Origin of the sequence: Kitasatospora sp. Root107 (assembly GCF_001424875.1) — a bacterium.
Classification (GTDB): Bacteria; Actinomycetota; Actinomycetes; order Streptomycetales; family Streptomycetaceae; genus Kitasatospora.
In genome coordinates, this window is the sequence record NZ_LMCT01000026.1 from 97922 (window position 1) to 117375 (window position 19454).

General features: G+C 71.2%; 14 protein-coding genes. 5 read left to right on the plus strand and 9 right to left on the minus strand.

Annotated elements, in window-relative coordinates:
* Nucleotides 1-222: 222 nt before the first annotated feature.
* From ASC99_RS22750 to ASC99_RS22760, 3 genes are all read right to left on the minus strand, one after another.
* Nucleotides 223-1668 carry a non-reducing end alpha-L-arabinofuranosidase family hydrolase gene (locus ASC99_RS22750; RefSeq protein ID WP_157531690.1) on the minus strand — a complete coding sequence of 482 codons (1446 nt, stop codon included), beginning with the start codon at nt 1666-1668 and terminating at the stop codon, nt 223-225.
* A 467-nt stretch (nt 1669-2135) separates the two neighbouring features.
* Nucleotides 2136-3041: an expansin EXLX1 family cellulose-binding protein gene (locus ASC99_RS22755; protein ID WP_057234981.1), complete on the minus strand. Its 906-nt coding sequence runs from the start codon at nt 3039-3041 to the stop codon at nt 2136-2138.
* A 185-nt stretch (nt 3042-3226) separates the two neighbouring features.
* Nucleotides 3227-4009, minus strand: coding sequence for a helix-turn-helix transcriptional regulator (locus ASC99_RS22760; protein WP_057234983.1), 783 nt, complete (start codon nt 4007-4009; stop codon nt 3227-3229).
* Between the two features lie 144 nt (nt 4010-4153).
* Here ASC99_RS22760 and ASC99_RS22765 point away from each other — a divergent pair, with 144 nt between their 5' ends.
* On the plus strand, nt 4154-4969 hold the full coding sequence (locus ASC99_RS22765; protein WP_200948381.1) for a phytanoyl-CoA dioxygenase family protein: 816 nt from the start codon (nt 4154-4156) through the stop codon (nt 4967-4969).
* Nucleotides 4966-5262 (plus strand): hypothetical protein, encoded by a 297-nt coding sequence (locus ASC99_RS22770; protein ID WP_057234985.1) that lies wholly within the window; start codon nt 4966-4968, stop codon nt 5260-5262. Before ASC99_RS22765 ends, ASC99_RS22770 begins: the two co-directional genes overlap by 4 nt.
* Here the strand turns inward: ASC99_RS22770 and ASC99_RS22775 are convergent.
* Together ASC99_RS22775 and ASC99_RS22780 are read right to left on the minus strand one after the other, a co-directional pair.
* A complete protein-coding gene (locus ASC99_RS22775; protein ID WP_057234987.1) occupies nt 5251-7680 on the minus strand; it encodes a SpoIIE family protein phosphatase in 2430 nt (809 codons plus the stop codon). The two genes, ASC99_RS22770 and ASC99_RS22775, sit on opposite strands and share 12 nt — an antisense overlap.
* 160 nt (nt 7681-7840) lie before the next feature.
* Nucleotides 7841-10315, minus strand: coding sequence for a glycoside hydrolase family 9 protein (locus ASC99_RS22780; RefSeq protein WP_057234989.1), 2475 nt, complete (start codon nt 10313-10315; stop codon nt 7841-7843).
* 350 nt (nt 10316-10665) lie between these two features.
* Here ASC99_RS22780 and ASC99_RS22785 point away from each other — a divergent pair, with 350 nt between their 5' ends.
* From ASC99_RS22785 to ASC99_RS22795, 3 genes are all read left to right on the plus strand, one after another.
* The gene (locus tag ASC99_RS22785; RefSeq protein ID WP_200948382.1) at nt 10666-11955 is read left to right on the plus strand and encodes an SLC13 family permease; all 1290 of its coding nucleotides are present in this window, start codon (nt 10666-10668) and stop codon (nt 11953-11955) included.
* Nucleotides 11956-11958: 3 nt separating this feature from the next.
* The gene (locus ASC99_RS22790) at nt 11959-12438 is read left to right on the plus strand and encodes a universal stress protein (RefSeq protein ID WP_057234991.1); all 480 of its coding nucleotides are present in this window, start codon (nt 11959-11961) and stop codon (nt 12436-12438) included.
* Nucleotides 12439-12531: 93 nt separating this feature from the next.
* Complete coding sequence (locus tag ASC99_RS22795) at nt 12532-13167, plus strand: GNAT family N-acetyltransferase (protein WP_057234993.1); 636 nt, start codon at nt 12532-12534, stop codon at nt 13165-13167.
* A gap of 45 nt (nt 13168-13212) precedes the next feature.
* On the opposite strand, the gene ASC99_RS22800 is transcribed toward ASC99_RS22795, so the two are convergent.
* The 4 genes from ASC99_RS22800 to ASC99_RS40925 form a co-directional block, all read right to left on the minus strand.
* Nucleotides 13213-15333 (minus strand): beta-galactosidase, encoded by a 2121-nt coding sequence (locus ASC99_RS22800; protein WP_057234995.1) that lies wholly within the window; start codon nt 15331-15333, stop codon nt 13213-13215.
* 69 nt (nt 15334-15402) lie between these two features.
* Nucleotides 15403-17157: a cellulase family glycosylhydrolase gene (locus ASC99_RS22805; RefSeq protein WP_057234997.1), complete on the minus strand. Its 1755-nt coding sequence runs from the start codon at nt 17155-17157 to the stop codon at nt 15403-15405.
* A 47-nt stretch (nt 17158-17204) separates the two neighbouring features.
* The gene (locus ASC99_RS22810) at nt 17205-18713 is read right to left on the minus strand and encodes a glycoside hydrolase family 43 protein (RefSeq protein WP_057234999.1); all 1509 of its coding nucleotides are present in this window, start codon (nt 18711-18713) and stop codon (nt 17205-17207) included.
* A gap of 4 nt (nt 18714-18717) precedes the next feature.
* The coding region (locus ASC99_RS40925; protein WP_235583095.1) for an alpha-galactosidase at nt 18718-19454 on the minus strand (737 nt) is incomplete at its 5' end.

Below are 19454 nucleotides of genomic sequence, written 5' to 3' on the forward strand. Positions count from 1 at the left end.
GTGTCAGGGCGGAATCTGTCGACTGTGGCTGCGGGGACTGCACGGCGCCGGTGAGCCGTGACACGCTGGTTGGAACCCGCGCCGACGTCCTGACCGCCGTCTACCACGTGCAAGGGCGGCAACTCCCCCCGTTCCTGATCGCTCGCTGTGACGCTCACCCGGTTCGGAGTACGTCGTTGCCCGCGAACGTCAGGAACACCAGGACCTGCGTCACGCCACCGGCTAGCGCTGCAGCGTCAGCACGCCCGGCCGGTACGGCAGGAGGCCGTAGTCCGTGCCGTCGGTGCCGGGGTCGCGCCCCTGGTAGAGGAACTGCAAATTGCAGGGGTCGATGGTCTTGGTCTGGTCGGGGTTGGTGCGAACCAGGTCGCCGTGGCTGATGTCCCTGGTCCAGGTGGTGCCACTGTTGGCACTGCCGGCGAAGGGGTTGGTCACGGTGTCGGCCTGCGGTGTCCAGGTGCCGTCGAGGCTGGTGGCCGTGAACGAGCGGAAGTAGCGACCGTACCCCGTATAGTTCTGGGCCTCGACGATCATGAGGTACTGGTTCTGACCCTGGACCTTGTAGACCTCCGGCGCCTCGAACAGGTTGAGCGCCGTGTCGCTCATGATCTTCGTGGACGACGAACCGAAGCTGCCCGGGAAGCTGCCGATGGGCATGCTGGACCGGTAGATGTCGCCCTCATCGTTGGCGAAGAACATGTACATGTTCGTGTCGTCGCCGATGAGGGTCACGTCGAGGGGGCCCCCCTTCGGGAGGGTGCCCGTGAACAGCTCCTGCTGCGCGGACCAGCCGTTGGGGTTGGTGGGGTCGCTCGAGGTCCGGTAGGAGAAGGCGTATGGCCAACCCCCGTTGTAGGCGAGCACCCAGAGGTTCTTCGGGGCGAAGTAGAACAGCGTCGGCGCGATGCCATCGAAGGGAATCGTGCTCTGGGTGGCCGTGGCCATGTCGGACCAGTTCGTGAAGGGGCTGAAGGTCGTCAATCCCCACCTCCCGTCGTTACCGGCGAGGGTGTTGTGCGTCGTGGCATAGACGATGTGCTTGCCGTTGTGGACGACGCTGGTGAAGTCCTTGAGCGAGGCCCACCCCGACTTCGGCTGCGCCAGCGGGCCGGTCGAGGTCCAGCGGTAGGTCGACGGAAGAGCGCACGCGCCGGTGCTCCCAACCTGGACGAGTTGCCACTGCTGGTTGCTGCCACCCCAGTCGGCGTACTGGACGATCTTGCCGCCGTCGGCGGTGGAGGCGCCCTGGACCTCGAGGGCCTTGCTGCTGTGRCGGTTCAGCAGGCGGACGTAGCCGTCGGCGGAGTCGGCGAGGCGGAACTGCTGGTTGGTCGCGTTGAGGTCGCTCCACTGGAGGACGTCGGTGCCGTCGGCCGAGGACCAGYYGTAGTCGTCCAGCACCTTGCCGGAGTTACGGTTCTGCAGCCGGTAGTAGCCGCTGCCGGAGTCCAGGAAKCGCCACTGCTGGGCTTCGTTGCTGGACCGGGTCCACTGGACGACGGGCGAACCGTCGGCGGTGGCGAAGTTGTAGTCGTCGAGGGCCTTGCCGCTGTTGCGGTTGACCAGCACGTACCACTTGCCGGTGTCGACCGAGGCCGCCGAGGCCGACGACGGGTTCACCATGGCCAGGAAGCCGGCCACGAAGACCATCGAGAGCAGGGCGGCCATCCGCGGCCGCCATCCTCGCCGTGTCGAGCTTCGTGGGGCTGTACCGAGAGCGTTCATCTGCACCCTCCTAGGGGCGACTTGGGCAGGGGTCGGTCCTTCTCGGTGCGTGCGGACCGGGCACGGCACGTCCGAGGCGGCGGCAGGACGTGACCCCTGCGGGGGTGGGGGAGACCGGATGTCCGACACTTTGTTAGCGCTAACAACTTGAAAGTCGAACATCCGGCGTGTTGCAGGGAGAAAACCATGGGACCCGAGAGGCCGTCAAGTACCGTGCCGCAACCTGTCCGTTACTGAGGCGTCATCAGAATCTCGTCCTGTCAGAGTTGTTGACGNGAGAAAACCATGGGACCCGAGAGGCCGTCAAGTACCGTGCCGCAACCTGTCCGTTACTGAGGCGTCATCAGAATCTCGTCCTGTCAGAGTTGTTGACGAGACAGATGTGAGCGCTCACACTCTTGGGCACCAGCTCAGTGCGCGGCGAACTGGACCCGGGTCGGCTGGACGACATCCGCCTTCAGCGCGATCCCGTCGATCGTCAACTGCTCCCCGTAGATGTCGGTGATCCTGATCGAGCCGCCGCAACCGCCGCCGTCGGCCGCCAGGAAGTAGTTGTAGGCGGTGCGGGGCAGTTGCCGCCAGCCACTGGCGGCACGGACCTCCAGCCGCGCCACCGGATTGCGGTGGTTGATCACCTGGATGCCGCACCAGTAGGGGCTGGACCCGTCCTTGTACCGGATGGAGAGCGTGCCGGACGTGCCGGGGCTCAGCAGGCTCCAGGTGATCGGGATCCGGCCGACCTTGAGATCGGCGAGCTTGGCGAACGCCTGCTGGCTGAGGTCGAGTTGACCCGGTGCGCAGGGCAGCGGGCATACGTTGGTGATCCGGACCGTGATCGAGGCACCGTTCGCGGCACGGACGAGAACGTACGCGCCGCATGCCCTGGACGACTCGTAGTCGGTGGCGTTCATCGCGGCGATCATGAGGTCGTCGCTCGGCCCGAAGAGGCAGGCACCGTTGCCGTCACCGGCCTCGTACGCGGTGGCAACCCCCTTGTAGCTGGCCTTGGGCTGGATGCGTCCTGCCGAGGGCACGGTGGCGGCCGAGCTCTGCGCCGTTGCCGTCGGCGAGGGGCGGACGGTGGCGGTGGTCACGCCGGCGGTCGGGGTCGGGGTCGCCGCCGGGGTCACAGCCGAGCCGGCAACATCGGTCGGCGGAAGGGAACTTGGCGGGGACGGGGTCGTCGCTGCTGCCTCGATGCCGGCGACGGGGGCAGCGGCTGTGGCGACATCGGTTCCGGGGGCGGGGCGCAGCGCCGTCACCGCCAGGCAGACCAGCAGGCCCACCGCGCTCAGCACCGCCGTGGTGCCCAACATCAACCTGCGTGAGCGCCTGCGCTGTCGCGCGGTCTGCCGTGCTGGCTGCTCTGCTGTCTGCCCTGCTGTCTGCATGTCCGTCCGTCCGGAAGATCGAGTCGATGGTCCACTGCCCGGTTGCCGCCGGAGGCGGAAAGGTTGCCGCGAGATTTGCGGATCTGGGAGCGTCCCACGGGGACCGGCGCCTACCGGACGGGCCGGGCGGCACGGATGCCGCGTGGGGACGCCCCGAGTTCGCGACGACAGGTCTTGTTGAACGCCTGGAGATCGGGAATGCCGACCGAGGCGGCGACGGCGGGGATGGAGAGCGTGGTGGCGCGCAGAAAGTGCCGGGCCCGCTCCATCCGCCGGGCCCGGATGTAGCCGACCACCGTCTCCCCCGTGGCGGCCCGGAACAGCCGGGTCAGGTGGTTGTGGGAGATGCCGACCGCCTTCGCGATCTCCGGCACCGTCAGGGGTTCCGTCAGCCGCGCCTCGATCAGGGCCACTGCGGCTGCCACCGCAGGATGGACGGCCTGCGCGCTCCGCTCCCGTGGCGGGGTGAGCCGGGCGACCCGCCACAGGGCGCCCCACACCTCGGCCACGGCCCGCGGCGGCGTGTGCGGCCAGGCAGCCAGCGCCTGCTGCAACTGCTCGGTGAGCAACGGCAGTTCGGGACCGGCTGACTGGATCACCGGGATACTCGCGGGTGCTCCCCCGGAGCCGAGGCGGAGGTGGACGTAGAGGTGTTCGGAGTGCCCCCGGTAGCGGTAGCGGACCTCGGTCCCGGGCGGTACGAGGCTGACCCGCCCGGGACGGATCGAGTGCTCGGTGCCCCCCACCGTCAAGTCGGCGTCGTAGCCGTACAGATGGAGCTGCCAAAGGTCGGGCAGCAAGAACGTGTCCACCCGGCCGGCCGGCCCGTGCACGCCGATGCCGACGGCGGCGAGAGTCGGAGGTCCGTCGAGACGGGCGAGGGCCGTGTGCATGGTCACGTGTTCTACCACGGTGTCCGCAGCCCGATCCAGAGCCTGATCCTCGATTCACCTGTGCAGGCGGGATGGTGAGAATCGACCACCACTGGGTGAACGCGGCCCACCCGGCAGGGCAGCGGCGGACCTAGCGTGGCCGCCATGGAGAAAAGCCAGGAGCTGCTCAACTCGGTGCAGATGGCGCGCTTCGTCGCGCGCGGAGCCCTGCGACTGGACGCGGTGGTCCCGGCGGAGCTCAACGCCGAGGGCCTGAGGGTACTGGCGGACGACGTGCCGCCGGTGCCGTACGGGACGCCGCTGTCCACGGCCTATCCCGAAGGCACCTTCGTCCGCAGGCTGCTCGAACTGCCGCAGGTCGCAGGGGCGCTGCGCAGCCTGGTGGGGCCCGAGCCGTCGGTGGACCACCACTTCGTGCACACCCGCGAGCCGCACGGCGGCAACGCCCAGGCGCTGCACGGGGACGCCATCATCGACGTCCGGCCGGACGCCTTCGACGTGCAGCTGATGTACTACCCGCAGGCGGTGACGCTGGAGATGGGTGGCACCCTCAGCGTGCCTGGCAGCCACCTGCGCCGGACCAACGAGTCGGACACCGGCCGCTACCAGAACCTGCGCGGCCAGGACCGGCTGGTCTGCCCGGCCGGGACGGTGGTGTTTCTGCACCACGGCATCTGGCACGGGGGCCGGCGCAACGACAGCGACAGGCTGCGCTACATGTTCAAGATTCGCTTCAATCCGACGGTGCGTCAACAGCGCCTGTGGGACACCTCGGATCTCCACGACCCGCAGGTGAACGCTGAGTTGGACACGATGTTCCCGTGGTACGAGGGGGCGACCGGTCGCCTGGAGCGGTACAACCGCATCCTGCTCTGGCGGGCGCTGACCGGCGACGACGGCTACGACCTCGACCACTGGGTGACCCGGGTCTCCAACCGTCCGAAGGAGCGAGCGGTATGACGACCGACTCGGCACGACAGCAGGTGCTGGTGCTCTACCTGTCCGACTCGGCGTTGGACTCGTACGTCGTCGGCTGGGCGCAGTACGACGGCACCGGACGCACCACACCCACCACGGGCGACAGCGACGAGCCGCCGTACGACACGGGGTTGGCGGCGCTCCGGGACGGCTGGCGGCTGTTCCAGGCCGCTCAGCTGATCCCGCCGTACCCGGGCCACGAGTACGACGTCTCCTTCCTCAAACACGAGTTCTTCTTCGAACGGATCGTCGACACACAGGCGCTACCCGCCTGACGGCTCCTCAGGAAGGGGTTGTTCGGCCCAGATCGTCTTGCCCACGGAGCTCTGGCGGCAGCCCCAGCGCTCGGAGACCTGGGCGACGAGCAGCAGTCCGCGGCCGCCCTCGTCGAAGATCCGGGCGCGCCGCAGGTGCGGGGCGGTGTTGCTGCCGTCGGAGACCTCGCAGATCAGCGCGTCGGCGCGGATCAGCCGCAGCTGGATGGGCAGGCTGCCGTAGCGGATGGCGTTGGTGACCAGCTCACTTACGATCAGCTCGGTGGCGAACTCGAGGTCGGACAGCCCCCAGGCGGCCAGCTGTTCGCTCGCTGCCCGGCGGACCCCGGCGACGGCCGCCGGGTCCGCCGGGATCTGCCAGGTACGGACCCGGTCGGCGCCGAGGGTGGAGACGCGGGCCAGCAGCAGGACGATGTCGTCGGCCGGCGGGTCGGTCCGGACCTTGCGCAGCACTTCGTCGCAGATCTCCTCCAGGTCGGCGGCCGGGCGGCGCAGCGCTTCGGTCAGCAGCTCCAGGCCGACATCGATGTCGCGGCCGGGGCCCTCGATCAGGCCGTCGGTGTAGAAGGCGAGCAGGCTGCCCTCGGGCAGGTCGATCCGAGCGGCCTCGAAGGGCAGCCCGCCCAGGCCGAGCGGTGGCCCGGCGGGCAGGTCCACGACCTGTGCCGTTTCGTCCGGGGTCACCAGGATGGGTGGCGGATGCCCGGCCCGTGCCAGGTCGCACCGGCCGGCGACGGGATCGTAGACGGCGTAGAGGCAGGTGGCCCCGACTTCTCCGGAGGTAGCGTCCGCTTCGCTCCCCCGCTCCCGGTCGAGGCGGAGGACCAGGTCGTCCAGGCGGGTGAGCAGTTCGTCGGGCGTGAAGTCCACGTCGGCCAGGGTCCGTACGGCGGTGCGCAGGCGGCCCATCGTGGCCGAGGCGTGCACCCCGTGGCCCACGACGTCACCCACCACCAGCGCGACCCGTCCACCGGAGAGGGCGATGACATCGAACCAGTCGCCGCCGATCTCCTCCCCACCGCCGGCGGGCAGGTAGCGGTAGGCGAGGTCCAGCGCCTGCACTTGCGGCAGCCGTGCGGGCAGCAGACTGCGCTGGAGGGTGAGCGCGGTGTGCCGCTCGCGGGTGTAGCGGCGGGCGTTGTCGATGCTCACCGCCGCCCGGGCGGCGATCTCCTCCGCGAGCAGCAGGTCGTCCTGGCCGAACGGGTCGGCGGTCCGGTGCCGCAGGAGGTGCATCACGCCGAGGGTCACGCCCCGCGCGCGCAGCGGCACCATCATCATCGAGTGGATCTTGAACCGTCTCATGCTCTCCGCGCGGGCCGGTGAGGCCGTCAACCAGGCGCGCATGCCCGGGTCGCCCATGCGGTAGTGGGCGCCCTCACCGGTGGTCAGCGCCTGGGCCGGCGGGGAGCCGGCCGGGTAGACGTCGGTCTCCCCCACCGCGAGCACCGACTCCGGACACCCCGGAACCACCGACAGCTGCGCGGTACGGCGGAAGGCGACCGGCGCGTCGGGGGGTACCGGTTGCGGCTCCTGCCCCTGGACGACCGACTCCAGCAGATCGACGGTCACGTAGTCGCTGAACCCCTCCACCGCCACCTCGGCCAGCTCCTCGGCGGTCCGGGTCACGTCGAGGGAGCGGCCGATCCGCAGGCTCGCGTCGTTCAGCACCGCCAGGCGGCGCCGGGCCCAGTACTGCTCGGTGATGTCGATCACCAGCGCCGACAGCCCCAGCACCTCCCCCGCCCGGTCCTTCAGCGGGGAGAGGAAGAGCGACCACGCGTGATCGCGGACCTCGCCGGAGGCCCGGAACGGCTGCTCCTCACGGAAGATCATCTCGCCGGTGCGCAGCACCTCCCGTTGCAGACGGTCGATCTCGTCCAGGGGCGGAGCGGGATAGATCTCCCACAGCGTCCGCCCTCGCATCTTCTCCTGCGTCAGCCCCATGGCCCGGCTCATCACCTGGTTGCAGGTCACGAACCTGGCCTCCCGGTCGTACACGGCGACCGGCAGCGGGAGCTGGGCGAGCGCGAGGTCCCACAGCTCCGCCGGCGCCGGGTCGGTCGGCCCGGCGGGGTACAGCACCGCAGCCGGGGTGACGACCCAGGGGGTCCGGCCCCGGGAACCCGCCAGCGGCGTGCCCCGGAGCTGGACGGTGACCCGGTCCCCGTCCCGGGTGCGCAGCGCCAGATCACTGGTCCAGGGCTCACCGGCGGCAAGGTGGCGCCGCAGGGCCGGGGGCAGCTCTGCGGCGAGCAACCGGCCGACCGGCCGGCCCACCGCCTCCTCGGGCCCGTACCCGAGCAGTCGCGCCGCTCCGGCACTCCACACCATGACGGCCCCGCGATCGTCGACGACCACCGCGAAGTCCTCGGGAGCCGCTGCGCCCCTCGTGGTCGCGCCGGGCTCGTTCTCCATGGTGGGCCTCGTTCCTGCCACGCCCCGGCCTTGCGCCGCGCCACCCGTCACCGGTGCTCCCTCCAGCATCCCGCCACGGCACCCGCTGCTCAACCGACCACCCCGAACGGGCCCTGCCCACCGCACCCGATCGGCGCAGCGGGCAGGGCATGATGAGCGCTCAGGAGCAGAGCGCGCCGTTGACCGTGAAGCGCGCCGGGACCGCGTTGGTACCCGAGTACGTCGCCTGGAAGCCGAAGCTCGCGCTGCCACCCGGCGCCAGCGGGCCGTTCCATCCGGCGTCCCGGGCGGTGACCGTACTGCCCGACTGGGTCACCGTGGCGTTCCAGCCGTTGCTGATCCGCTGGTCACCCGCGAAGCTCCAGCCGAGGGTCCACCCGGAGATCGCCGAGGCTCCGGTGTTCTTCACGGTCACCGTCGCCGTGAAGCCGTTGCCCCACGAGTTGTCGAGGCGGTACGCGACCGAGCAGGACGCCCCTGACGGAGTGTCATCGTCCACCTCCGTCGCCGTGAACGTCGCCGCCTGCACGCCCGACCCGCCGACCGTGAAAGTGGCGCTGCCCGAGAGAGCGTCGGCGTCCTGCGCGGCGGAGACCGAAACCTGCTGCGCCGTCGCCCAGTTGGCCGGGGTGAACACCAGGGTCGCGGCCGCCGACAGGTCCAGGTCGCCGGAGCTCCGGGCCACCGTCACCGTGACGTTCTGCGCGGGCGCGACCGAGAGCCGCACGGCCACCGGCGCCGAACCGCCCTCGGCCACCGTCACGGCCGACGGTGTCACCTGGACCACCGGCACGGCCGGAGTGCTGCGCCGCTCCGCCGCGAAGGCCGCGAGCCAGGCCAGCGAGGAGTTCCAGTTGATCGCCACCTCGTTGGTGGAGTACGAGCCGATGTCGTCCACGTAGCACGCCGCCGGGGCGCAGCCCGTGAGCTTCTCCTTGGCCACCGGGTCCTCCAGCCCGGCGTTCGGCCCGCCCGCGAAGGAACCGGCCGGCGGGTGCGGCAGCGAGGCGTCGTTCTGGTGCGCCCAGAACCGGTGGTGCTGGTTCTCGGAGTAGCGTTCGCCGTAGCCGGTGACGTAGGAGAGGTCGAGCGCGTTGCGGCCGAGCAGGTAGTCCATGGACTCCAACGCCCCGGCCCGGTAACGCTGTTGGCCGGTGAGCTCGTACGCGACGGCCAGCACCATGGCGTTGTTGGTGACGGCGCTGTTGGAGCCCCACACGTACCCGGTGGCGGGCAGCGACACCGCGTAGCCCTGGCCGGCCATGGTGGACAGGTGGCCGTCGGCGGCCGCAGTCAGCAGTCCGCGCACCCGGGCCACGTCGTCGGCGGGCAGGGCAACCCCGGGGACGGTGGCGAGGGTGATCCGGCCGAGCGTCGCGGTGCCGCCCCACCAGGGCCCGTCGACGGGCTTGGCGTGGTGCGGGGAGGAGGTGACGGCGTCCCGGTACTGCGACTCGCCGGTGGTGGCGAGGAGTTCGGCCGCCGCCCAGTAGAACTCGTCGGAGACGTCGGCGTCCTCGTACGCACCGCCGCCGGTGTTGTCGGTCGCCAGGGCGAGCGCGTTCGGGTTGGCCTTGGCAGCCGTCCAGGCGCGGCGGGCCGCGTCCAGGCAGCGCGCGGCGAAGGCGGCGTCGTACGGCGCGTACACCCGGGCACACTGCGCGGCCGAGGCCGCCAGGTTCAGCGTCGCGGCGGTCGACGGCTTGTGCAACTCGCGTTGCTCGGAGTCGAGTTCGGGGCGGGTGGGCAGAGCTGTCCACTTGGTGTCGTGCATCTTGTGGAAGGCCATCCCGGCCATCGGCTTCCCCGCCGGGACCTGCATCCGCAGCAGGAAGTCCAGCTCCCAACGGGCCTCGTCGAGCACGTCCGGCGTCCCGTTGCCACGCTCCGGCACCCGCAGCGTCGAGTCACCGACCGCCGCGTCGCCGCCCGAACGGCGAGCCCGGTCGAAGGAGTTGACCATCTGCCAGACGGAGATGCCGCCGTTGACCACGTACTTGCCCTGGTCGCCCGCGTCGTACCAGCCGCCGCGCACGTCCAGCTGGTAGTCGCAGACCCCGGCCTGGCAGGGGACGTTGGTGTCGCCCTTGTTCGGGGCGACGCCCAGGTGCCCGGCTGGGTGGGCGTAGGCACTGCCGCCCGCCAGGGCGGCGTCGATCGCGATACCGCTGCGCTGTTGGTAGAAGAACGACATGCTGTCGGCGCGCAGTCCGTCGTACAGCGAGGCGGAGATGTCGAAGGGGTGGCTGCTCTGGCCGCCGACGACCAGGGTGTAACCGGTACCGGTGCCGGTGTACGTGCCGAAGTCCACCAGGTGCGTGGACTGGCCGGACGCCTGGTCTGCGCCGTGCACCGTGGTGGCGCCCGAGGCGGCCACCGATCCGGTGCCGTCGCGCAGTTGCCAGGCGAGCGGGGCGGTCGCGGAGCTGACCACGGTGGCCCGCTTGGGGCCGTCGGGCAGGTAGCCGAGCTGGTTGACCCGGACTGGCGTGTCGGCAGCGGCTGCCAAGGTCGCGGCGGTCGCGACCGGAACGGCCAGTGCGGTCGCGGACAGGCCGCCGACGACCAGCGTGAGGCCGGTGAGCACGGCGGCTGCGCGACGTGGCACGCCGCGGGCGGAGATGACAGGAGGCACGGGTGGGGCCTTCCTCGGTGGGGGGGAATGAGGATGGGAGCGCTCCCATAGCCATCAAGCCAGTCCGGTGGGGGTTGCGTCAAGACATCGATACGGAAAGGCCGTTGAGAGCCTTCGGCGACTGGGACAGGTGCCCAGTGCCCAGCCGGCTCCTGAGGTCGGAGTCGCCGACGCGGCGGAGCCGCGCATCAGCAGAGCCCCGAGCCCTGGCAGTGCCTGGCTGGGCACCTGCCGATCGCCGGAGGCTCCGGGAGGCCCCGAGAGCAGGTGACCATCCGTCAGTCGCCGCACCGCGTCGGCCGGAGGCGACGGAGGCAGCTGGGATAGGGTGTGCCCGATCCGTTGGCGTTATGTCCATCTTCGTGTGGAAGGACCCGGCCCTGAACACCCCGCTCGCCGAGGCACTGTCCGTGGTGCTGCTCGCCCTGGTGCTGGCCTGCGCGGTCATCCGGCCCTTCGGCTGGTCGGAGGCGGTGGTGGCGGTTCCGGCGGCGGCACTGGTGATCGTGACGGGCGCGGTCTCCCTGGACGACGCGCTCGCCGAGGCCGAGCAGCTCGGACCGGTGGTCGGCTTCTTGGCGGCCGTTCTGGTGCTGGCTCAACTCTGCGACGACGACGGGCTGTTCCGCGCCTGCGGAGCATGGATGGCGCGCACGTCAGCGGGCCGTCCACGCCGGCTGCTGACGCAGGTCTTCCTGGCCGCCTCCGCGATCACGGCCGCACTGAGCCTGGACGCCACCGTGGTGCTGCTCACCCCCGTGGTGTTCGCCACCGCCGCGCGGCTCGGCGTGCGCCCCAAGCCGCACGTGTACGCGTGCACGCACCTCTCGAACACCGCCTCGCTGCTGCTGCCGGTGTCCAACCTGACCAACCTGCTGGCGTTCACGGTCAGCGGTCTCACCTTCACCCGGTTCGCCGCCCTGATGGCGCTGCCGTGGGTGGCCGCGATCGCCGTCGAGTACGTGGTCTTCCGCCGCTTCTTCGCCACCGACCTGGACGCCGGGACGCAGGCCCCGCCCGCCACCGAGACGCCTGAACTGCCACTGTTCGCGCTGCTGACCGTGGGCGGCACCCTGGCGGGCTTCGCGCTCTCCTCCGTGGTCGGCGTCGACCCGGCGTGGGCGGCGTTCGCGGGGGCACTGGTGCTCGCCGTACGGGCCCTGCTGCGACGACGCACGACGCCTCGGGCGCTGCTGCGGTCGGCGTCGGTGCCGTTCCTCGCGTTCGTCCTGTCGCTGGGGATCGTGGTCAGGGCCGTGGTGGACAACGGACTCGACACGGCTCTGGGCCACGTGATCCCGGCCGGCACCTCCCTGCCCGTGCTGCTCGGCCTGGCCGCGCTCGCCGCGCTCCTGGCCAACCTGATCAACAATCTGCCCGCGGTGCTGGTGCTGCTACCGCTGACCGCGCCGTCCGGCCCGGGCGCGGTCCTCGCGGTGCTGCTGGGGGTCAACATCGGCCCCAACCTCACCTACGCCGGTTCGCTCGCCACTCTGCTGTGGCGGCGCATCGTGCACGCCCACGAGGCCGAGGTCGAATTGAAGGAGTTCACCCGGCTCGGGCTGTACGCCGTTCCGGCGAGCCTCGGCGCGGCGGTACTCGCACTGTGGGGCTCGTTGACCGTGATCGGAGGAGGCTGACCCATGGCCGTGGTCGTCTGGATCGTCGAAGGCACCTGGCCTGCCTGTGTGGACGCCGCCCGCGCCCACACACCGGCGGACACCGAGATCGTCCTGCTGCACGTCACGCCGGCCGAGGTCCCGGGCGCGGCGCACGGCGCGTTCGCGGGCCTGCTCGGGCGCGGCCACCCGGAGCGCGATCCCGGCACCCGTCTGGAGAACCTCGCCGCGGCCTCGGCCGAGCAGCTCCTGCGGTCCGCCGCCGACCGTCTGGGGCGCCCCAGTACCGCTGTCGAACGGAACGGACGCGTCGAACGTGAAGTCGTCGCCGCGACCGCGGGCGCCGACCTGCTCGTCCTCGCCCGCGACGGCGACCGCACGCACCTCGGCCCGCGCAGTCTCGGCCCGGCCGCCCGGTTCGTCGTCGACCACGCGCCCTGCCCCGTCCTCCTGGTCTGGCCGGAACCGTCCCCTGGCCTGGCGACCATGCCGCCTCCGAGATGACCGGATCCTCCACTGGTTACCGCGCCTGGCAAGGTTGACCTCGTGTCACCGAAGACTTCACGGGAGCGCTCCCACTCTGGAATGGTGGGGCCCATGAGGAGAGATGCGAGTGAGCCCTTCGTACGCCCGTACCGGCCGTCCGACCGCGCCCGGCTCGCGGAGATCTGTGTCCGCACGGCCCACGAGGGCGGCGACTCGTCGGCGATCCACCCCGACCCGGAGCTGATGCCGACGATCTTCGCGTATCCGTATGTGCAGCTGGAGCCGGAGCTGGCGTTCGTCCTCGACGACGGCGCGGGGACCGCCGTCGGCTATGTGCTGGGCACCGTGGACACGGCCGCTTTCGCGCGCCGGTTCCGCAGCGAGTGGATCCCCTCAGTCGCCGGGCGCTACCCGTCGCCGGACGGGCCGGCCAGCACCCCGTCCGAGGAGATGATCGGGCTGCTGCACACCCCCGAGCGCATGGTCCACGCGGAGCTGGCCGGGTACCCCGCCCATCTGCACATCGATCTGCTGCCGCCGTGGCAGGGCCGCGGCCACGGCCGCGCCCTGATGCGCACGCTTCTGGACGCACTGCACCGGCGTGGCACCCCGGCCGTGCATCTGTGCATGGTCCAGGCGAACACCGCGGCCCGGGCCTTCTACGACCGCCTCGGCTTCAGCCCGCTGCCGGTGCCCGACCCCGGGCCCGTCTGGTACCTGGGCCGGACGACGACACCGCTGCCCTGAGCGCGCCCGGTACGCCCGGTCAGTGCCGTTTCGGGCCGGCCGGGTTCAGCCGCCGGTGGTGAAGACCCGGACGTCCCAGGCGCCGAGGCTCACCTCCCCGTCGGACGGGATCGCGGTACCGTCCAGCGCGTCGGTCAGTGTCGTGGGTGCCTGGATGGTGACGGGCTGCCAGCTCCAGTTGTGGACCACGTGGACGCGGCGCCCGTCCGGGGAGGTGCCGGTGGTGGCGGTGACCGACTCGGGCAGGTCGGTCCAGCCGCTGCGGGGGGCGGGCGCGAACCAGGTGGCCAGGGCGCGGGCGAGTTCGCGGTCGGGGACGGTGCCGACGCAGGTGACCCGGCCCGCGCCGTGCCGGCGGGTGGTGACGGCGGGCCAGCGGCCGAAGTGCGGGTGGTCGTAGGTGGCGAGCACCTCGGCGTCGGTGACGGTCAGGCCGTCCACCCAGCGGGTCGCGGTCGCGGTCGGAGCCAGCGTCAGCGGGCTGCCCGGTACCGCATGGACCGGCAGGCCGGCGGTGAGGTTGCTGAACTCCTCGTAGTGCACGCCCGCCGCCTCGGCGAGACGCGCGGGTGCGGGCTCGTGGCGCGCCCTGGCCTCCTGGTCGGCGTAGCCGGTGCGCGGGCCGAGCACGAGGTGGCCGCCCGCGTGGGCGTAGGCCGCGAACCAGTCGAGCAGCGAGTCCTCGGCGAGGTACAGCCCCGGGACGACCAGCACGGGGTACCGCTGCGCGGCCGACTCCGGCGCCAGGCCCTCGCGTTCGCCCCGGGCGTCGTGCAGTTGGCGGGCGTGCAGGATGCGCACCTGGCGGCCGGCCTCGAACGCGCCCCGGTAGAAGGGGTCGAAGATCCCGTGGTAGGCGCCCGAGTCGGCACTGCCGTCGGCGTTGGCCAACGGCGGGTACTTCTGCATCAGCCACTTGCTGGGCATCGAGTAGACCATCGCAAGGTCGGAGTCGGGCTCGATCCCGGCGACCAGCGCCCCGGCGGTATCGAACTCCGCGCCCAGCCGGGCGAGTTCGGCGTACGCCCGACCCGGCCGGCCGCTGTGCGGCAGGACCCCGCCCCAGTAGGTCTCGGCGCCGAAGTGCAGGGTGTGCCAGTGCCAGTACTCGATCATCTGCGCGCCCCGGGAGACCAGCGCCCAGGCGGCCTGCCGCCACTGACCGTCGTAGGCGGGCCGGCTGTCCTCCGTGCCGCCGATCGCCTGGGCGTTGGTCTCGGTGATCAGGAACGGCTCCTGCCGGGAGGAGAAGATCCGGTCGGCGCCCTGGTAGAGGGCCCAGACGCCGGTGGTCTTCCAGCCCTCCACATGGTCGTCAGGCGTGGGGTCGGGCAGCGCGAGGGCGTCCTGCATGTCGTAGTACGGGTTGCCCGCCGTGACGTCCAGACCGTCCGTCAGCTCGTCGTCCTCGATCGCGGGGTGGCCGTAGTGGAGGCAGGTGGTGACGAACTGCCCGGGGCGTGCGTACTCGCGCACGATCGCGGCCTGCCAGGCGATGAACTCGCTGGTCTGCCGGGCCTGGAAGGCCCGCCAGGCGACGTCGTACTGCGGCTGGGCGTTGCCGTCGGGCGTCCACAGGTCGGCCCAGGTGGTCAGGCGGTGGGACCAGTAGACCAGGCCCCACTCGCGGTTGAGGGTCTCCACGTCGCCGTACTTCTGCCGCAGGTCGTCGACGAAGCGCTGGAAGACGCCCCGGTTGTGCGGCAGCCGGCAGCCGGGCTCGTTGTCGACCTGGTAGCCGATCACCGCCGGGTGGCCGGCGTAGCGTTCGACGATGCGCCGGACCACCCGTTCGGCGTGGAAGCGGAAGGCGGGGTGGGTGAAGTCGACCTCCTGGCGGCCGCCCCAGTGGGCGGGCTGCCCGGTGCCGTGCTCGGCGGCGATCTCGGGGTACTGGCGGGCCAGCCACGGCGGTACGGCGTAGGTCGGTGTGCCGAGGACGACCGAGATGCCGCGCTCGTGGGCGCCGTCCAGCACCGGCTGCAGCCAGTCCAGGTCGAACTGCCCGTTCGAAGGCTCCCAGGTGGACCAGACCGACTCGCCGACCCGGATGACGGTGAACTTCGCCGCCGCCATCAGGTCCAGGTCTTCCTTCAGCCGCTCGTACGGCTGGTACTCGTGGTAGTAGGCGGCGCCGAACAGGACGCGCGGGGGCAGCGGGAACATGAGTGCACCTCGTGACGTAGCGAGCCCCGGCCGCCAGGGAGCGGCGGCCGGGGCGGGGATGACGGACGGTCAGGCGACGGTGCCGGTCACCGTGGTACCGGACTTCGTGACGCGGTATGTCGCGGTGTCGCCGCTGTAGAAGTGGAAGACCAGCGTCGCCGTGTCACCATCGCGGAGCGCCGCGAGGAAGGCGGGGGTCAGGGTGATCGCGCTGTTCGGGTAGTCGGGCGAGAAGGCCTGGTTGAACTCCTGGTACGGGGTCCAGTTGGTCGGGCCGGCGTTGGTGCCGTCGGCGTACGTGGCGTGCATGGTCGCCAGGTCGTTGCCCCGGTACTGGGTCGGAACGGCGAACGCGTCGGTGGTGCCGGTGGCGGCCGAGACCGTCGGAGCGTCGTTGGTGACGATGTCGATGTTCCAGGGCAGCCCGCTGGTGAACTTGGCCCGGAGCGTCGCGTTGACGCCGTAGGCGCGGTTGCCGACCAGGCGGGTCAGCGCCTTGGCGGTGAAGGTCAGCTGGTTACCGGAGACGGTGTAGTCCCGCCCTGCGGCGAGCTTGGTGCCGCCCTGCCAGACACCCCGGAAGCTGGTGCCGTTGAGATTCAGCGTGAGCGACTTGGCGGTGATCGGGGTGGACTTCGGCACGAAGACCTTGTCGAAGGAGGCCGTGCCCGAGCGGGTGGTCCAGCTCGACTTGATCCAGTCGAACAGGGCCTGGTCGCGCCACTGCAGGGTGTCGCGGTTCAGGAAGTTGAACGCGTCCCACAGGGCGGTGGTGACGCCGATGGTGCGCGCCGTGTAGTTGACGTGCTCGAAGTACTTCAGCGCCTCGCCTCGCTCGACCTGGGCGGGGTTGAAGTGGTTGGGCCAGCCGAGCAGGCCGTACTCACCGATGTAGACCGGAATGCCCCGGGCGACGAAGCTGCTGCGGATGTTGGCGAAGGTGTCGTCCAGGTTCTTCTGCGCGGTGGCGTCGTAGTGGGTGCCGCCTGCGACGTTCACGCTGAACGGGTACCAGCTGTAGAAGTGCACCTGCGCGATGAGCTGACGGTCGTTCAGCGAGGCGATCGTGCTGTACAGGTCTTCCATGAAGGCCTGGTCCGGGCTGCCGGCCGGCGTGGTCAGGCTCAGCATCCGGCTCGCGTTCGCGCCGCCCGAGGCGCGGACCACGGAGTGGAACGAGGTCTGCAGCTCCCTCAGGTACTGGAGCTTCTGCTCGGTCGTGGCGCCGGCGAAGCTCGGCTCGTTGATGCCCTCGAAGACCAGCGAGCGCGGCTCGTCACGGAAGGTCGTGGCGATCTGGGACCAGGTGGAGTTGAACCGGGCCAGCACGTTGTCGTGGTCGCTCGTGATCTTCTCGACCCACATCCACGAGTCGTGGTGGACGTTGAGCACCACGTACAGGCCGTCGGCCAGCGCCCAGTCGACGATCTGCTTGACCCGGGCCAGGTAGGTGGCGTCCACCGTGTACGGCGCGGTGGTGGACTGGTGGTCGCTCCAGGTCACCGGGATGCGGACGCTGCGGAAACCCTGGGCGGCGATGGTGTCGAAGGTCGCCTTGGTGGTCTGCCCGTTGCCCCAGGAGCCCTCGTTCGGGATGGCGTCCAGGGTGTTGCCCAGGTTCCAGCTGGGCTGCATCTGCGCGACCGCGTCCCTGGCGTTGTCCGGGACCCGGACCACCGGCCACGACGGCTTCCGGTGCTCGTCGGGCGCCGCGGACGCGGCGCCGCCGGACAGGCCCAGCATGACGGCCACGGCCATCAGCAGTGCGGCCAGGCGTCCGGGGCCCCGGACGCGGTGGTTCGCGGGTTGCCGTATGTCCTTCACGTGTCGTGCCTCCCATAAGAGTGGGTGGTGCTCTTCCTGACAGGTGGTCATGAGGTCGACTGCGGCTCGTAGTCGAACCAGTCGAAGTGGACGGTGCCGGCCGAGGCGTACATCCCGATCACCCGGCCGGTGAAACCGCCGCCCACCTCGGTCGACAGGTACCGGCCGTCGAGCGAGGCGAGCGCGGTGAACGTGCCGCCCGCCTCCTCGACGCCGAAGGTGAGGCCGTCCGGCCCGGTCCGTGCGTCCTGCGGCGGCTGCGGCGCGGTCTCGATGCCGAGCACCACTGGCCCGGCGGGCACCTGGTGGGACGCCACCTCGGTGAGCAGCGGGCCGATCCGGGCGTGCACCTTCACCTGGCCGTCGGCCACCTCGATCTCGTAGTGGTGCCGGTCGTCCAGCCGGACGACCAGACCGCCACTGCCCTCGGCCGGGTCGATCAGCGCCCGCACCCGGCAGGACAGGTGCTGCTGGCGGCGGCCGACGAACACCGCGTCCAGGGTGTCGAGGGAGCCCGCCGCCCGCAAGGTCAGCCAGCCGGACCGCTCCTTGGTGCCGCACAGCTCGGCCCGGCGCTCGCGCAGCGAGATCCAGCGGGGTGCCAGCTCGGCCTGGTCGAAGTCGTCCCGGACCGGCACCTCGGGCGCGGGTTGCAACGGCCAGGCGGGCGCGGGCAGTTCGGTGGAGAGCTCGCCGACTACCGGCCAGCCGTCCACCCACTCCACCGGCGCGAGGAAGGTCTCTCGGCCGAGCACGTGCCAGCCGGGAGTGCCACCCTGCGGCCGGACGCCCAGCAGCACCATCCACCAGGAGCCGTCCGGCCCCTGCACGAGGTCCGCGTGGCCGGTGTTCTGGATCGGGTGACTGGTGCTGCGGTGGGTCAGGATCGGGTTGGCCGGGCACGGCTCGAACGGGCCGGCGGGCGTCCGGCCCCGGGCGATCGAGACGGCGTGGCCGCGCTCGGTGCCGCCCTCGGCGATCATCAGGTACCAGTACTCGCCGATGCGGTACAGGTGCGGCGCCTCGGGGGCCGCGCCACCGGTGCCGGACCACACCCGGCGCGGCTCGCCGGAGGTCTCGCCGGTCGTCGGGTCGAGTCGGACCTGCGAGACCCCCGCGACGGTGCACCAGCAGCTGCCGTCCTCGTCCCAGGCCAGGTCGGGGTCGATACCGGGCACCCCGGGCAGCCGCACCGGCTCGGACCACGGCCCGGCCGGGTCGGTGGCGGTGAACAGCAGGTTGCCTTCGCCACCGGACACATTGGTGACGATCAGCCAGAAACGGCCGTCGTGGTGGCGCAGGGTGGGCGCGTAGATGCCGCCCGAGGAGAGCGTGTCCGCCGGCAGGCGCAGCTGGCTGGGCCGGTCCAGGGCGTTGCCGAGCTGCGTCCAGTTGACCAGGTCGCGGCTGTGGAAGACGGGGATGCCGGGGAAGTACTCGAAGCTGGAGCAGACGACGTAGTAGTCGTCGCCGACCCGGCAGATGCTCGGATCGGGATGGAAGCCGGGGATCACGGGATTGGGGACGGTGCTGCCCGTCCAGGGCTGGTCCGACACTCGGTCATGTCCTTTCGTTGAGACGGAGCACCACGGCGGACGGAGCGGTGGGCAGGCTCAGCGTGAGTTCGGCGGTGTCCGGCTGCCAGGTGGGGTGGGCCTGGCTGGTGCTGGGGTAGAGCAGGTCGGCGTGGACGTCGGCGCCACGCAGATGGGGCAGGCGGAGCACCGTGGTGTCGTCTGCCCCGGGGCGGCGCCAGACCGTGAGGTAGGTGACGGCGGGGGTGTGCAGGGCCAGGGCGATCCACGGGTCGTCCCAGGCCGGGAGGCCGAGCGGCCAGGCGGGTACGGCGTGCGGCAGGTCGGCGCGGAGGGACTTGTGCACGGCCACCGCCTCGTGGACCAACGCGCGTTCCTCGGGCCGGAGTTCGGTGAGCTTGCCGGAGAGGTGGATCCGGCCGAGGAGGGCGTTGGCCATGGTGAAGGCGACTTCGTCGAGGGAGTCCTCGGGCTGCGGGTAGGACCAGACCGCGCCTTGCTCGGGGGTGACGGTGGTGGGGGCGGACGCCGCGATCGGCGCGTACAGGAGTAGGTCCTGCTGGTCGCTGGTGGACAGGAGTTGCAGCCGGGAGAGCATGGCGTGGTCCGTCCGCATGCCGCCGGAGGCGCAGTTCTCGATCACCAGGTCCGGGTACCGGTCCAGGATGCCGTCCAGCCAGTCGAGTTGGGCCCGGTTGTGGCCCAGCAGACCGGCCGCCGGGGCCTCCCCGGGGTGGCTGCTGGTGCCGGAGCCGGGATCGG

Excerpts from the sequence above, each read along its gene's own strand:
- ASC99_RS22775 (WP_057234987.1), bottom strand. The coding sequence starts at position 7,680 with ATGGAGAACGAGCCCGGCGCGACCACGAGGGGCGCAGCGGCTCCCGAG.
- ASC99_RS22785 (WP_200948382.1), top strand. The coding sequence starts at position 10,666 with ATGTCCATCTTCGTGTGGAAGGACCCGGCCCTGAACACCCCGCTCGCC.
- ASC99_RS22800 (WP_057234995.1), bottom strand. The coding sequence starts at position 15,333 with ATGTTCCCGCTGCCCCCGCGCGTCCTGTTCGGCGCCGCCTACTACCAC.
- ASC99_RS22790 (WP_057234991.1), top strand. The coding sequence starts at position 11,959 with ATGGCCGTGGTCGTCTGGATCGTCGAAGGCACCTGGCCTGCCTGTGTG.
- ASC99_RS22755 (WP_057234981.1), bottom strand. The coding sequence starts at position 3,041 with ATGTTGGGCACCACGGCGGTGCTGAGCGCGGTGGGCCTGCTGGTCTGC.
- ASC99_RS22795 (WP_057234993.1), top strand. The coding sequence starts at position 12,532 with ATGAGGAGAGATGCGAGTGAGCCCTTCGTACGCCCGTACCGGCCGTCC.
- ASC99_RS22765 (WP_200948381.1), top strand. The coding sequence starts at position 4,154 with ATGGAGAAAAGCCAGGAGCTGCTCAACTCGGTGCAGATGGCGCGCTTC.
- ASC99_RS22760 (WP_057234983.1), bottom strand. The coding sequence starts at position 4,009 with ATGCACACGGCCCTCGCCCGTCTCGACGGACCTCCGACTCTCGCCGCC.
- ASC99_RS22770 (WP_057234985.1), top strand. The coding sequence starts at position 4,966 with ATGACGACCGACTCGGCACGACAGCAGGTGCTGGTGCTCTACCTGTCC.